The organism is Halogranum rubrum (genome assembly GCF_900114455.1).
Lineage (GTDB): Archaea > Halobacteriota > Halobacteria > Halobacteriales > Haloferacaceae > Halogranum > Halogranum rubrum.
This window is the reverse complement of the sequence record NZ_FOTC01000005.1, coordinates 120,564-134,282: the sequence shown is the minus strand read 5'-3', so window position 1 is coordinate 134,282 and position 13,719 is coordinate 120,564. Positions and strand designations below refer to the sequence as shown.

Genomic DNA, 13,719 nt, shown 5'->3' with positions numbered 1-13,719 from the left:
TTCTGCGAACGGTTCTCAAACGATGCAGTGCGGTCGAGTAGTGGTGAGCGACCGTTCAGGCGAACTTTCGGACGGTCATCTCCAAGGTGTCGAGGTCGAGAATCGGCGCGTACCCCGAGTCGGGGTCGATGTTGACGCTCTTCTGGAAATCGGTCTGCGACTGCCAACAGCCGGAGTTGACGGCCAGTACGTTGTGGTACTTCCCCCAGCCGAGTTTGTGGACGTGGCCAGTGTGGAAGACGTCCGGGACGTCCTCGATGACGAGGTAGTCTTTCTCCTCGGGTGCGAGTCGCATGTGCCCGCCGTACTGCGGGGCGACGTGACGTTTCTTCAAGAGTTGGTACATCGCCTTGTGTGGTTCGTCGTAGCTGGCTTTGTCCGCCGGGAGTTCGGCGATGACCTCGTCGAGTGAGACGCCGTGGTACATCAGGACAGAGACGTTCTCGACGGTGACCGTCGAGGGGTTGCTCGTGATGCGCGCGTCGTGTGCGGACATGATGTCGCGGAGTTCGTCGTCGAACCCGGGTTGGGGTTCCGCGAGACGAACCGCGTCGTGGTTGCCCGGAATCATCACGATCTCCATGTCGCCCGGCACCTGCTTGAGGTACTCCGAGAAGCGTTCGTACTGGTCGTAGATGTCGATGATGTCCAGTTCTTCGTCCTGATTCGGGTAGATACCGACGCCCTCGACCATGTCGCCGGCGATGAGGAGATACTCCACCGGGTCGGCTTCGGGTGTGTGAAGCCAGTCGGTGAAGCGGTTCCACGCGTCGGCCATGAACTCCTGGCTGCCGACGTGGACGTCCGAGATGAGCGCCGCCTGCACGTGGCGGTCGGCGGTATTCGGGCGATGTGTCCGGGGAATGTCCGGGAAGTGAATCGTGTCGACGAAGAGGATACCCGCGTCGTCGGCGAGCGTCCCCTGCACCGCGATGCACTCGTCCATCAGCATCTGGTCGACGAGTTCGGCGATGTTCTTGTCTTTCATCACCAGACACGGGAACGTCCCCGTCGTGTCCTCCAGTTCGACGAGCCAGTGGCCCGACGCCGTCGACCGGACGTCGTTGACGAGGCCGATAATCTCGGCGTCGCTGCCGCCGGGCATCTTCTGGACGGCCTCGGTCGGCCGGTGGTTCACGCGCCCACGGAGTAGTTTCGACAGCCGTTCGTAGCGGTCTTTGAACGTCGTGACGAACTGCTTGTACTCGCCGGTTCCGGTACTCTGGCCGGTCATGTCGTTCGCGATGTCGGCGGGTTTCGGCGTGCGAGTGTGTGTCGACGTCGACGACGCCGATGAGTTACGAGGCGTCGACTGGGTGGACGAAGTCGGCTGCGACGGTGTCGACTGAGTCGAAGGCGACTGGGCTGACGGCGACTGTGACGACTTCGACCCCCCTGTTTCGACTGGAGACTCTGCCGCCGTCTCCGACTCCGTGGGTGTGTGAGTCGTCGACGTGTCTGTTCCAGTCGAAGGAGAGGGGTTGGGCTGCGCCGACTCCGGGGTGGAGTCAGACATCTCGGCAGGTGTCGTCTGGGCATCCGCAGAGAGTTTGTCGGTGTCGAGGATGGCCCGGACGTGCGCGACGGTGATGCGGAGGGCGTCGTCGGGAGCGTGTTCGACCGTCCGCTCGAGTGCGAGCGCCGGATCAGCAGCGTTCGCGATGAGCGTGATAGCCTCTCGTTCGGCGTTGTATCCCCGGCGAGCGAGTTCCTTCACGAGGCTGGACGGCGTCGAAAGCGGCACAGAGATGAGAGTGGACGCGGGAGAGAAAAGGATGCCGGAACCCAGAAGCTTGAAACCCGGTCCTGCCCAACCTCGTTTCGATGAGTTCTGGCGATAGCCGCCCGCCCTCCGACGATTCTGACACCTCCGATACAGCCGGTTCTCCCGGTAGTCGCGACACCCGCGACGTCCCCTCGACGACGCTCGGTTCCGACACCGACGAGGGCCTCGTGACACGGTTCCGAACCGCACAGAGCGGCCCGTTGCTGTTCATCCGCGAGATGCTCACGAGCGTTCTCGCTGTCGTCGCCATCGGACTACTGCTCTTCGCCATCAGCGGCGTCTGGCCGCCGATGGTTGCCGTCGAGAGCGGGAGCATGGAGCCACACATGGAGAAGGGTGACCTCATCTTCATCACCGAACCCGGGCGGTTCGCCCCCGACAGCGCCTACGAAGACACCGGCGTCGTCACCTATCAGGCAGCGCAAGAGACGGACTACCGGACCTTCGGGTCGTACGGGTCGGTCATCATCTACGACAATCCCGACTCGTTCGGTCCCCCCATCATCCACCGCGCGCGTTTCTGGGTCGACGAGGGTGAGAACTGGTACGACGAGGCGAATCCGGACTACGTCGGCGCGGAGAACTGCCAGCAACTCCGCTACTGCCCGGCCCCCCACGCCGGGTTCATCACGAAGGGCGACAACAACGCCGAGTACGACCAAGCGAACGGCATCGCACCGCCCGTTCGCGCAGAGTGGGTACAGGGAATCGCACGCATTCGCATCCCGTATCTCGGTTGGGTCCGCCTCGGCTTCTCCGGGGCGGCGTTCGCGTCGCCTGCCGACACGGCATCCGCTGGAAGCGGTGTCGAGGTGACGACGACCGGTGGCGGTGGAGAACTGGTCGGGTCGAACGTGAGTGCGTCGAATACGAGTGCGGCAAATGCGACGAGCGGTCCGAGTGAAGCGAATGCGGACCCGACGAACGAGACCCTGAGGGCGGACGCGTCGGTGGCCCTTGCTTCGAGTGGAACCGCAGGGGCTGTATCGGCGTAGCTTCTTGGAGAGAAGGGCACGAGTTCGAGTCGAGGAAGAGTGAAGACGGAAAGAGACGAGAAGGAGAGAGATGAGGCGAGTCAGTTGTCGAATCGGGCCTGGACGAACGGTTGGGCGTCTTCGATGTTGCCGAGACGAGAGTCAGAGAGGAGCACCGCCTCCGTCTCGTCGATGGGAACCGAGAGGCTGATCTCCTTCGTCCGGCCGTAGCGACCCTTACTCACGACGACGGCGTTGACGATGCCGAGCATGTCGAGTTCGCTGATGAGGTCGGTGACGCGCCGTTGGGTGAGGATGTCGGCGTCTATCTCCTCACAGAGTCGCTTGTAGATGTTGAACACTTCGCCGGTGTTGATGTTGTGGACACCGTTCTTTTCGAGGAGGATGATAGAGAAGAGGACAATCTTGCTCTGCGTCGGGAGGGTTCGGACGACTTCGACGACGCGGTCGAGTTCGATCTTATCCTGTGCCTGTCGGACGTGTGCCTCCTCGACGGTGTCGGCCTGACTGCGTTCGGCGAGTTCTCCCGCGGTCCTCAGGAGGTCGAGTGCGCGGCGTGCGTCGCCGTGTTCCTGTGCCGCGAACGCCGCACAGAGCGGGATGACGTCGTCGGTGAGCGCGTCGCCTTTGAACGCGATGTCCGCGCGGTGTTGCAGGATGTCTCGCAGTTGATTCGCGTCGTACGGCGGGAAGACGATCTCCTCCTCGCCGAGACTCGACTTGACCCGAGGGTCGAGGAAGTCGGTGAACTTCAGATCGTTCGAGATACCCATGATGGAGATACGGGAGTTATCGAGTTCGGAGTTCATCCGCGAGAGGTTGTAGAGCGTGTCGTCACCGGACTTCTCGACGAGTTTGTCGATTTCGTCGAGCATGATGACGACGACGCGCTCGTTGTAGTCGACGGCTTCGAAGAACGTCGAGTAGACGCGGTCGGTCGGCCACCCGGTCATCGGTACCGTCTCCATCTCCTCGCGGTCGGTTTCGAGGTCCGCGATGCGTTCGTCGACGTCGTCGACGGTGTCGAAGCGCGTATCGGAGAGACGTTCAGAGTCGTCTGCAGCGGTAGACCGGAGGTCACGGAGTGAGTCGAGTCGGTCGTCGATGAGCGCGTGGTTCTTCTCGATGAACTTGTTCGCCAACTGGGCGAGGACACGATACTGCGTGTCGGTCACCTCGCAGTTGATGTACTCGACTTCGCAAGGGACGTCGTACTTCTGTGAGGTCGATTCGAGTTCTTGGCTGACGAACTTCGCACTCGCCGTCTTCCCGGTCCCCGTCTTCCCGTAGATGAGGATGTTCGACGGTGTCTCGCCGCGGAGCGCAGAGACCAGAATCGTCGCCATCTGGTTGATCTGGTCGGTCCGGTGCGGGAGTTCGTGCGGTGTGTAGGAGGGTCTGAGGACCTCTTTGTTCTCGAAGATTGGCTCGCCGGAGAGCAGGTCGTCGAAGAGTCCCTTGCTGTCGTCTTTCGTCTCTTCGAGGACCACTTCGTCGAGGTCGACCCCCGTCGACTCGGTGGACGAGCCGCCGCCGTTCTCCAACTCGACGTCGAGGTCGTCGAGGGTATCGTTTCCGATGCTCTCGTGGATGTCGATGTCCGACGGACGAACCGTCTGCTCGTCGTCGTCACCCGCCTCTTTCTGCTCCTCGCGTTCGTCCTCTTCGGGTTCGTCCATACTGTCGGTCGTGTCTGTCGTGTGCCTGTCTGTCTCGTGTTCCGTCATAGTACCCCCAATACCCCTCCGTTTCGTGTGGAGACACACCGGATACCATCGATATCAAGCTATCACGAGCCGATGTTCCCGGATATTCGACTCGAGAAATCGAATCGGTGCGTCCAGATGATGCAAACGAACCAGACGAACAGGTGGTACAAAAGTATTCTCCCTTTCTCCGAGTCACCTGGGTTTTCACCCCTGCTGCGGAGTGGTTAGCCCATCGTTTCTTGTCGAGCGGACTCTCGTCGGCGACATCATCAGTATGAGTAGAAACGAGTCGAGTGAGCGCCGGTGCGGACGACCAGTAGCGACGACGTTACAGAGTGGGTGTAGTCGAACTGTGTCGGAGTAGAGTCATTACGAGTGTGGCGGAGTGATTCGACAGGAAACGGTGGGGTTACTTATTCTTGATACGCGTGAGCCCGAGGAAGTCGGCACGAACACCGACTGGGAGTCAGACGAGTCGAGTACGGAAGAGGAACCAGAGCGGGACTGACGCGGTGATTGGTCCCGAGTGTCTCGACCTACTGTCTCCACCCGAGAGTTCGGGGGTACCCCCCACCCCTTCGTTTCGGGTGGAACCCACTCCGAGAGGGGGTGGGGGTGGTCTCGGAGGTTTTTGACAAGGCGTGGTTTTATTTACTCGGCTGTGCAACCAAACCCGTAGCACAAGAAGAACAGTATATTTTGGGAGATTGGGTTGGGATATTAACGGCACCGGTGCCGACGACGACGAACCGTGGACACCCTCGGCCCCGTCTCCACTCGAAACGAAGGGGTGGGGGTGGGCTCGTGAGTCTGACTCTCACTCACCGCGTCCGTCCTCCTTCTGTCGAGAAGTTCTCCATCGACCCGTACCGACAATTCAACGAATCATACATTCAGAAATCGCAAGACGTCGACCTGGAATGAGAGGACCGACCGGAGCGAGTCGCTCTCCGTCATCGGGTTCTGTTCGTGCCATGTATCTGGAGGATGAACATTGTCTGACGCAGTACTTAAGTAACCGCGGTGACGCTATACCCGCATACGCCCCTCCACGAGAACGGACAACCGGGAGGAGCGGGAGGCCATGGATGGGACTGCTAACAGAACTTAGAGACAGTATCTCACGGGTTACAGACCGGCTGTTCTCGGCCAGCGAACCGAAACGAATCGGTATCTACGGGCCGCCGAACGCCGGAAAGACGACCCTCGCAAACCGTATCGCTCGCGACTGGACTGGTGACGCCGTCGGCCCGGAGAGTCACATTCCACACGAAACACGCCGTGCCCGACGGAAGGAGAACGTCACCATCGAACGTAACGGTCGGACGGTCACTATCGACGTGGTCGACACGCCGGGTGTGACGACGAAGGTGGACTACAACGAGTTCCTCGAACACGACATGGAGAAAGACGACGCTATCCGTCGGTCCCGGGAGGCCACGGAGGGTGTCGCCGAAGCCATGCACTGGCTCCGTGAGGACGTCGACGGCGTCATCTACGTGCTCGACTCGTCGACGGACCCGTTCACGCAGGTCAACACTATGCTGATTGGCATCATCGAGAGCCAGGACCTGCCGGTGTTGATTCTCGCGAACAAAGTCGACCTCGAAGATTCGAACATCCAGCGTATCGCCAACGCCTTCCCCCAGCACGAGACGATTCCGCTCTCAGCGCTGGAAGGAGACAACATGGACGAAGTGTACGACAAAATCGCGGAGTACTTCGGGTGACCGACATGCCTGAAGCGACTCCAAACACCGACGGTGTTCAAATCGACCTCATCAGCGGTGCGCGGATGGACGGACTCCGCAGTATGGAGAAGATTCGCCTGATCCTCGACACCGTCCGCGACGGTAACATCGTCATCCTCGAAGAAGGACTCTCGCCCGACGAGGAGTCGAAACTCATCGAGGTGACGATGAACGAGATCAGTCCCGACGAGTTCAACGGCATCGAAATCGAGACCTATCCACGGTCACAGACTGGCGACAAGAGTTTCCTCGGTCGGTTGATGGGCAAAGAAGAGACGAAGAAGCTGACCGTTATCGGCCCCGCAAACCAGATCGAGACGCTCCACAAGGACGAGAACCTCATCAGCGCGCTCGTCTCTCGGAGATAGTCAATGCCTCATCAGTGTACGAACTGCGGCAAGACGTTCGACGATGGGTCGAAAGAGATGCTTTCGGGGTGTCCTGACTGCGGTGGCAACAAGTTCCAGTTCCGCCCGAAGCGAGCCACGCAGACAGAGCGCGACAGCACCGAATCGGCGTCGACTCCTCGTGCTGTCTCCCCGAGCCAGCCGTCGGACGACGACCAGCCGACCACCGAGCGGACCGAAGGGACCGAACAGTCCGACCGCAGTGGCGTCACCGGAACCGCGGCGAAAGCGGGTGCGTCAGTTCGCGAGTGGGTCGGCAACCGAACGTCGAACCCCGACGAGACAGACGAGGCGACCGACACACCCGCGAGCGACGACGTCACTATCGAACCGACTGACGACCCGTCGGACGAACCGCAGTCTGTCTCTGCTGCCGACGATGCTTCCGAGCGACCGGCCGAAGGAGAGAGCGCCGACCTCGATAGCTCCGACACCCCTGACAGCATCGACAGCGTCGACAGCATCGAGAACACCGAAGACCGAGCACAAGCGAGTGCCCGGAGTGACGTCGTCACACCCGAAGAGCTATCCGCCGCAGAGCAGCGGCCCACGCCCGAACAACCGTCCGACGCCGACGGAACCGTCGTCGAACCGAAGTCCGACGACCGACCAGACCTCTCGGACCTACGTGAAGAACTGAACGACCAGTTCGAGAGCATCAAGATTCTCAACCCTGGCCAGTACGAGTTGAACCTCATGGAACTGTACGACCGTGACGAGTACATCATCTCGCTGCGCGAAGACGGTCGGTACGTCATCGAGGTTCCCGATAGGTGGCAGAACACCGGTCGAGACGAGTAGGGGCGACCTACGCACATCTACGCACACACCTGACTGCGACGGCCCACGAACAGTCTCCCGGTTCTTTCACTCTCTTCGCTTCTTTTCGTCTCTCTTCGTCGCCCGTGTACCCCTTCACTTCCTCTGGAGATGGTTCGCGTTCTCGACTGACCTTCGACTCCACTCGAAACGGAGGGGTTCGAGCGGTGAACGACGCCAATATCGACGATGGAACCGACGCCACCGATGCCACGATGTCGCCGACACCACGATGTCGCCGACACCACGATGCCGCCGATACCACGAAACCACAATACCACCGATACCACTGATGCCGCTCAGTGTCGATGCTGGCGACCATCTCATCTCTCGAATCGACTCGGCTATCGCCGTCACGGACTGAAGCCTTTAAGCGGGATGGGACACACCGTGGCACTATGAGCCAAGCGACGAAAATCGTACTCGGAACCATCGGCATATCTGCGGTTCTCGGTCTCGCAATCCTGTTCGGCCTCGCGTTCGTCTGAGCGATGTTCTCAGAGCGGACGCTCCGTGACGACGTGGAAACAGTTCGGGCGACTGACGCGCCGGACTGTCTCGTCCTCGACGCCGACAACGACTTCGAGACTATCCCCCCAGCGGCGGCCGAAGACCTCGGGTTACTCGCCGACTCTCTCGACCCGGCGACGTATCCGACCGAGTGGCTTCCCGACGACTCTCCTGCACTGCTCGTCCGCTATGCGGGTGGAACGTTCACTATCGGGATGCCCGGTGACGGAACGGTCGTCTGGACTCGACAGACGTCGCCGCCGACGGTCATCGCGAAGAAACGTGCGGAGGGGACGCCGGAGGGCTTTCTCGACTTTCTGTTCGCCGAGGCGTTCGTCCAACTCGGTCTCGACGTTCCCGAACACTTCCTCCCCTTCTTCGGCGAGCGCTACCGTGACCTCGACCGAGCGATACCGCTCGGCCCCGCAGACGTTTATCAGATTGCTGCCGCACTCTACGAGGCGTGGATCGGCCTCCAGACACGAGCGGTGTTCCGAACGTGGGCCGACGACGCGCCCCGACTCCACGAGGCGTGGGTCGATGCCGGTGAACGACTCGAAGGACGACTGACCGACCTTCCGAGTGCCGTCGCGACGGGACAGACAGAGTTCCCGGCGGCGACGGAGTTCGCTTGCTCGGCGGTCAAACACGACCTCGACTTGCCCGCTCCGTTCGCTGCACTGGACACGGAAGCGTACGTCGAGTACGGTCCCGACTACGCGGTTCAGTGGGCAGAGAAGACGTTCGCACAACTCGTCGAGGAGTGAACGACCGGTCGACGTCCGACTGGCGTGGTCAGTTGCCCACTGTCGTTCTCGCTCTCGTATTCGTTCTCGTTCTCGTGTTCGTTTTCGCTACCGCTGGTCGTCGTAGGTGACCGCACCGTCGTCGTCGAGCGTCACGACGCCGTCGAAGAGTTCGCGGAAGCGGTCGACCGTGTCGTCCTCGTGGACCTCGTTCGAGAGGTGGAACAGACCGACGGCGTCGTTCTCTTTCAACAGTTCGATGAGTTGCTTCGTCGCGTCGTACGCGCGGTCGACGTCGGCGTAGTAGGCCATCTCGGTGACGGAGTCGACGCTGACGCGTCGTTTCCCCTCGTGACTCTGTAAGAAGTCCTCCGTCTGCGTGACGATACCGTCGAAATCGTCGGGTGAGGAGACGTAGTGAACGTTCGGCGAACTGCGACGGGAGTAACCCCGTTCGACCGAGAGCGTGTCGAGAATGACTGCTCGTGACTCGTCGACGTCGTAGTAGTCCAGTTTCTGTTCGACCTCACGCGCCGTCGTCCGCGTGGAGATGACGAAGAAGGCGTCGGTGTCGGTTTTGAAGAAGTCGGTATCGATACGGTCGGTCTCGCCGATGCTTGGGTGCAAGAGAAGGAGAGAAGTCCCTCCCGGGATGGTCTCTGGGGCGTTCTCGATGGCGAGGCTGTATTCCATACCCGACACATCACCCGAACCGACTTAACGATGCGGGCTGACACCTCGGGTCAGAGGTCGATAGCTTCGGTCTTTCTGAGAGTGACAAACAGAATACACAACCGTCAGAACACGCTGTCGGCGGTGGCCGCGCCGATGACGCTGAACACCGACCCGATGCTCATCGCCTTCAGCGTGACGAACACCTCGGTCTGGAGGGTGATGTCGACCGGGTCCATGTGGTTCGGGATGAGCGTCGCGGGTGCGTCGAACGAGAGTGCGAGGATGAGCACCGAGAGGTAGGAGACGAGGATTAGTGAGATGAACCGCACCGGAATCCCTCCGAACTCGACTTCGCGGTCCGGGTCTCGGTCGTCGTCGGCCTTGTAGAGCGTGCCGTAGCCGATGGCGAGGACGATTGCCGCAGTCAAGACGGCTTGGTACCACTCCATCCCCACAGCGAGCGCCCACACCTCGTCGGTGACGACGAACGGGCCGGCGAGGAGGAACCCTCCGACGACCTGCTGGGCAGTGTCTGCGAGTTTGAACCGACGATGTCTGCCGACACGGACCATGCAGGCAGTAGGAGCGGTGTCGGTGAAAAGACGTTCGGCACTGCCGTCGTCTCCGTCTCTCTGTTCTCTTCGTTCTCTTACTCTCCGCTCCCTGCGCTTCTACTCTCTGCCCTCCTACTCTCTGCTCCCTATTTTTCTACTCTCTCTGCTCCGAACCCGTTTTACCGGACGCGACCGACCCTCCGGTATGAGTGTTCGCGACGAGTTCGACGCCTGGGCGGCCGACGGCCGCGACAGAGGGATGGAGGACCGCCACTGGCACACCGCAAAGCACGCACTGGCCCGGATGCCGGTCGAATCCGGCGACGTCATCTTGGACCTCGGAACCGGCAGCGGCTACGCGCTCCGCGCGCTTCACGACACGAAAGACGCTGGCCGTGGTTACGGTCTCGATGGCTCTCCCGAGATGGCGCAGAACGCCCGTCGCTACACCGACGAAGCAGACTCCGACGACGTCGGTTTCCTCGTCGGCGACTTCGACGAACTCCCGTTCGCCGACGACAGCGTCGACCACGTCTGGTCGATGGAGGCGTTCTACTACGCCGCAGACCCACACCACACCCTCGAAGAAATCGCTCGTGTCCTCAAACCGGGCGGCACGTTCTTCTGCGCAGTCAACTACTACGAGGAGAACACCCACTCCCACGAGTGGCAAGAGCACATCGAAGTCGAGATGACCCGCTGGTCGGCCGAGGAGTACCGGACTGGGTTCCGCGAGGCCGGCCTCCACGTCGCCGAACAGGACAACATCTCGGACCGCGACATCGACATCCCGCCCGCCGCCGAGTTCCCGACCGACGACTGGGAGACGCGCGAGGCGATGGTCGAACGCTATCGGACGTTCGGGACGCTTCTGACCGTCGGCGTGGCACCGTAGCCGTCCGTAGTCGCCAGCAATCGCCCTTTTCTCCACCGAACTTGACGCTACGACACTACGACACTCGCCACGCGTCGTCGGCGTCGAAGCCTAACTCGACTGCTCCCGACGGCACGTCCGTCGTTCGTAGTGTCACCGACCGCCCCTTCCAGTCGAGGTGGACTCGCGTCGTCTCGCCGAGGAACTCCGACCCTTCGACGGTCGCGGTGAAGCGGTTCTCGCCGTCGCCGACTCTCAACTGTTCGGGGCGGACGCAGAACGTCACCGTGTCGCCGACGGCGAGGCCCTCACTTCGCCCGTCGCCTGCGACCCGAAACTCTTCACTATCGACGTCGACGAGATACCCCTTCGTTTCGTCTGCAGAAACTGACAATTCGCGCATCGTTCCTTCGAAGAGGTTGTTGTCGCCGACGAATTCGGCGACGAAACGCGTCTCGGGTCGACGATAGATGTCGCGCGGCGTGCCGACCTGTTCGACTCGCCCATCGCGCATGACTGCGACGCGGTCGGAGACGGCGAGCGCCTCCTCCTGGTCGTGGGTGACGTAGAGCGTCGTGATGTCGAGTTCCGACTGAATCTCCTTGATTTGCATCCGGAGTCGCTCGCGTAACTGGGCGTCGAGCGCGCTCATCGGTTCGTCGAGGAGGAGGAGTCGCGGACTGGGCGCGAGCGCCCGCGCCAACGCCACTCGCTGCTGTTGGCCCCCGGACAACTGATTCGGCTCTCTGTCGCCCATCCCGCCGAGGTCGACGAGGTCGAGCAACTGGTCGACGCGTTCGGACCTCGACTCGCCCTCGGGCGGGTCGGTGAAGCGCAGACCGTAGCCGACGTTCTCGGCGACGCTCATGTGCGGGAAGAGCGCGTAGTTCTGGAACACGACGCCGACCCCCCTCGCTTCGGGTGGAACCTTCGCCATCTCTTCGTCGTCGAACCGAACTCGACCATCTGTCGGCGACTCGAATCCGGCGACGAGGCGGAGCGTCGTGGTCTTTCCACACCCCGAGGGGCCGACGAGCGTGAAGAAATCGCCGTCGGCGACGTCGAGGTCCACGTCGACCAGCGCCGTCGTCTCGCCGTAGCGCTTCGACACCGAGTCGAGGTGTATCTCAGACATCGTCACCACCCCACTGACCGCCATAGCGCTCGATGACGACGAAACTCAGACTCGTCACGACGAGAAGCACGCATCCCATCGCCGTCGCTGGACCGAGACGGCGACCGAGGAAGCGTTCGACGGCGACGGGCATCGTGTAACTGCCCGACCCGGAGGCCAAGATAACTGTCGCATCGAACTCGCCGATGCTGATGGCGAAGGCGAACGCCGCACCGGCGACGACGCCCGCCCACACGAGAGGTAACTCCACGTCGAGCAGTGCCCGAAACCGACTCGCGCCGAGACTCCGCGCCGACTCCACGAATCGGGAGTCCAACGTGCCGAGGAGCGGCGCGACGTTTCGCGTGACGAACGGGTACGCCGCCACCGCGTGGGCGGCGACGATGGCGACGGTGCCGACGACTTGCACGCGCGTGTCGCCGATGCGGATTCCGAAGACGAGTCCTCGCAACATGCCGAGGCCGACGACGATACCGCTCACGGCGAGCGGCGCCATCGCCAGCGCGTCGATGACCTTCCGCCCGCGGAACCGCCGCGTCGTCAGCACGGCCATCACGACGCCCATCGGGAGCGCGACCAGGAGCGTCCCGAGTGCGTAGAGTAGCGAGTTCTGGATGGCCGGGAGCGGTTTCACCTGATAGCTCGCCCCCGTCGCCTGCCGCTGGAGGAGGAACTCGTAGTGTCGGAGCGTCAGTTCACCCTCTGGCCCCGTCACGCTCGCCAGTATCATGCTGACGATGGGACCGAGGAAGACCACCGCGACGACGACGCCGTAGCCGAGGACGGCGAGTCGCGTCAGTACCGACTCGACCGACGAGCGGTCCGGACCGAGCGACGAGAACGCCGGAAGCAACGAGTGTCGCGGTTGCGGATGGGCGCCCTGTCCGGCCCCTCGCTGTCTCCCCTCGTACTGGAGGTACGCGTAGGTCAGCACGAGCGAGAGAGCCGTCTCGACGACGGCGAGGGCGGCCGCCTCGGCGTACTCCAACTCGCCGACGAGTTTGTATATCCAGACTTCGACCGTCGCCAACTGGAACCCGCCGAGTGCGAGCACGATGGGAAACGAGGCGAAGGTGAAGACGAAGGTGAGCGTCGCACCGACGAGGACGGCGGGTAACAGTTGCGGGACGACGACGTCCAGAAACGCTCTCGTCGGATTCGCGCCGAGGCTTCGGGCCGTCTCGACGGTTCGGGCGTCGACGCTCTCCCACGCCGCTGTCGTGATGCGCGTCACGAGCGGTGCGTTGTAGAAGGCGTGGGCGAGGACGATGGCTTCGAGCGTGTAGAGCAGGCTCACGGGGCCGAGGCCGACGAACGAGAGCACCTGATTCAGCGTCCCGTTCTGGCCGAACATGGCGACGAACCCGATGGCGACCATGATAGAGGGGAGGACGAACGGGAGGATGGTCAGCGACCGGAGTGTCTCGCGGCCGGGAAAGTCGAAGCGGGCGAGAATCCACGCGCCCGGCAGGCCGAGTGCGACGCTGGCGAGGGTCGACAGCGCGGCTTGCTTCGCCGTGAACCAGAAGATGTCGACGAGGTAGAACCGGTCCGTGAGCACCTCGGCGATAGGGTCCGTCGACAGCGCGCCGTCGACGGTGACCGCCTCGACGAACACCGTCGCGACGGGGTAGTAGAAGAGGACGAGGAGTGCGAGCGCCGTCGCTGCGGCGACGAGGACGAGGGCCCGTCGTTCGAGTCGGTCGAGTGTCCCCGACAGTCGGCGACCGGACGCCGTCACGCGAGACTCACGAGACT

The 13,719-nt window shown here is 62.2% G+C and carries 13 protein-coding genes; 7 read left to right on the top strand and 6 right to left on the bottom strand.

Annotation, left to right across the window (positions count from 1 at the left end; genetic code table 11):
- Window positions 1-55: 55 nt before the first annotated feature.
- Window positions 56-1,744 carry a DNA-directed DNA polymerase II small subunit gene (locus BM083_RS17710; RefSeq protein WP_089871184.1) on the bottom strand — a complete coding sequence of 563 codons (1,689 nt, stop codon included), beginning with the start codon at window positions 1,742-1,744 and terminating at the stop codon, window positions 56-58.
- Between the two features lie 80 nt (window positions 1,745-1,824).
- Here BM083_RS17710 and BM083_RS17705 point away from each other — a divergent pair, with 80 nt between their 5' ends.
- Window positions 1,825-2,781, top strand: coding sequence for a S24/S26 family peptidase (locus tag BM083_RS17705; RefSeq protein ID WP_089871182.1), 957 nt, complete (start codon window positions 1,825-1,827; stop codon window positions 2,779-2,781).
- A gap of 80 nt (window positions 2,782-2,861) precedes the next feature.
- Here BM083_RS17705 and BM083_RS17700 read toward each other — a convergent pair whose 3' ends face one another.
- Window positions 2,862-4,508 (bottom strand): Cdc6/Cdc18 family protein, encoded by a 1,647-nt coding sequence (locus BM083_RS17700; RefSeq protein WP_089871180.1) that lies wholly within the window; start codon window positions 4,506-4,508, stop codon window positions 2,862-2,864.
- 1,070 nt (window positions 4,509-5,578) lie between these two features.
- On the opposite strand from BM083_RS17700, the gene BM083_RS17695 reads away from it, so the two are divergent.
- The 5 genes from BM083_RS17695 (at window position 5,579) to BM083_RS17680 (ending at window position 8,744) form a co-directional block, all read left to right on the top strand.
- Entirely contained in the window at window positions 5,579-6,220 is a 642-nt protein-coding gene (locus BM083_RS17695) for an Era-like GTP-binding protein (protein ID WP_009367173.1), read from the top strand.
- Window positions 6,221-6,225: 5 nt separating this feature from the next.
- Window positions 6,226-6,609: a DUF2073 domain-containing protein gene (locus tag BM083_RS17690; protein WP_049893798.1), complete on the top strand. Its 384-nt coding sequence runs from the start codon at window positions 6,226-6,228 to the stop codon at window positions 6,607-6,609.
- 3 nt (window positions 6,610-6,612) lie between these two features.
- A complete protein-coding gene (locus BM083_RS17685) occupies window positions 6,613-7,449 on the top strand; it encodes an OapC/ArvC family zinc-ribbon domain-containing protein (protein ID WP_089871178.1) in 837 nt (278 codons plus the stop codon).
- A 416-nt stretch (window positions 7,450-7,865) separates the two neighbouring features.
- Window positions 7,866-7,955 (top strand): hypothetical protein, encoded by a 90-nt coding sequence (locus BM083_RS24235; protein ID WP_449405002.1) that lies wholly within the window; start codon window positions 7,866-7,868, stop codon window positions 7,953-7,955.
- Between the two features lie 3 nt (window positions 7,956-7,958).
- Window positions 7,959-8,744, top strand: a complete 786-nt coding sequence (locus BM083_RS17680) for a DUF7089 family protein (protein ID WP_089871176.1) — start codon at window positions 7,959-7,961, stop codon at window positions 8,742-8,744.
- 87 nt (window positions 8,745-8,831) lie between these two features.
- On the opposite strand, the gene BM083_RS17675 is transcribed toward BM083_RS17680, so the two are convergent.
- The gene (locus BM083_RS17675; RefSeq protein ID WP_009367180.1) at window positions 8,832-9,416 is read right to left on the bottom strand and encodes a DUF7090 family protein; all 585 of its coding nucleotides are present in this window, start codon (window positions 9,414-9,416) and stop codon (window positions 8,832-8,834) included.
- A 104-nt stretch (window positions 9,417-9,520) separates the two neighbouring features.
- Window positions 9,521-9,970, bottom strand: coding sequence for a DUF2391 family protein (locus tag BM083_RS17670; protein WP_089871174.1), 450 nt, complete (start codon window positions 9,968-9,970; stop codon window positions 9,521-9,523).
- A 187-nt stretch (window positions 9,971-10,157) separates the two neighbouring features.
- On the opposite strand from BM083_RS17670, the gene BM083_RS17665 reads away from it, so the two are divergent.
- On the top strand, window positions 10,158-10,847 hold the full coding sequence (locus BM083_RS17665) for a class I SAM-dependent methyltransferase (protein ID WP_089871172.1): 690 nt from the start codon (window positions 10,158-10,160) through the stop codon (window positions 10,845-10,847).
- Window positions 10,848-10,902: 55 nt separating this feature from the next.
- On the opposite strand, the gene BM083_RS17660 is transcribed toward BM083_RS17665, so the two are convergent.
- Together BM083_RS17660 and BM083_RS17655 are read right to left on the bottom strand one after the other, a co-directional pair.
- Window positions 10,903-11,961: an ABC transporter ATP-binding protein gene (locus BM083_RS17660; protein ID WP_089871325.1), complete on the bottom strand. Its 1,059-nt coding sequence runs from the start codon at window positions 11,959-11,961 to the stop codon at window positions 10,903-10,905.
- Window positions 11,954-13,702: an ABC transporter permease gene (locus BM083_RS17655; RefSeq protein ID WP_177197688.1), complete on the bottom strand. Its 1,749-nt coding sequence runs from the start codon at window positions 13,700-13,702 to the stop codon at window positions 11,954-11,956. Before BM083_RS17655 ends, BM083_RS17660 begins: the two co-directional genes overlap by 8 nt.
- Window positions 13,703-13,719 lie beyond the last annotated feature (17 nt).

What these genes read in the sequence shown, in the direction of transcription:
- BM083_RS17705 (WP_089871182.1), top strand. Translation starts at nt 1,825, where the DNA reads ATGAGTTCTGGCGATAGCCGCCCGCCCTCCGACGATTCTGACACCTCC.
- BM083_RS17695 (WP_009367173.1), top strand. Translation starts at nt 5,579, where the DNA reads ATGGGACTGCTAACAGAACTTAGAGACAGTATCTCACGGGTTACAGAC.
- BM083_RS17680 (WP_089871176.1), top strand. Translation starts at nt 7,959, where the DNA reads ATGTTCTCAGAGCGGACGCTCCGTGACGACGTGGAAACAGTTCGGGCG.
- BM083_RS17675 (WP_009367180.1), bottom strand. Translation starts at nt 9,416, where the DNA reads ATGGAATACAGCCTCGCCATCGAGAACGCCCCAGAGACCATCCCGGGA.
- BM083_RS17660 (WP_089871325.1), bottom strand. Translation starts at nt 11,961, where the DNA reads ATGTCTGAGATACACCTCGACTCGGTGTCGAAGCGCTACGGCGAGACG.
- BM083_RS17700 (WP_089871180.1), bottom strand. Translation starts at nt 4,508, where the DNA reads ATGACGGAACACGAGACAGACAGGCACACGACAGACACGACCGACAGT.
- BM083_RS17685 (WP_089871178.1), top strand. Translation starts at nt 6,613, where the DNA reads ATGCCTCATCAGTGTACGAACTGCGGCAAGACGTTCGACGATGGGTCG.
- BM083_RS17670 (WP_089871174.1), bottom strand. Translation starts at nt 9,970, where the DNA reads ATGGTCCGTGTCGGCAGACATCGTCGGTTCAAACTCGCAGACACTGCC.
- BM083_RS17690 (WP_049893798.1), top strand. Translation starts at nt 6,226, where the DNA reads ATGCCTGAAGCGACTCCAAACACCGACGGTGTTCAAATCGACCTCATC.
- BM083_RS24235 (WP_449405002.1), top strand. Translation starts at nt 7,866, where the DNA reads ATGAGCCAAGCGACGAAAATCGTACTCGGAACCATCGGCATATCTGCG.
- BM083_RS17665 (WP_089871172.1), top strand. Translation starts at nt 10,158, where the DNA reads ATGAGTGTTCGCGACGAGTTCGACGCCTGGGCGGCCGACGGCCGCGAC.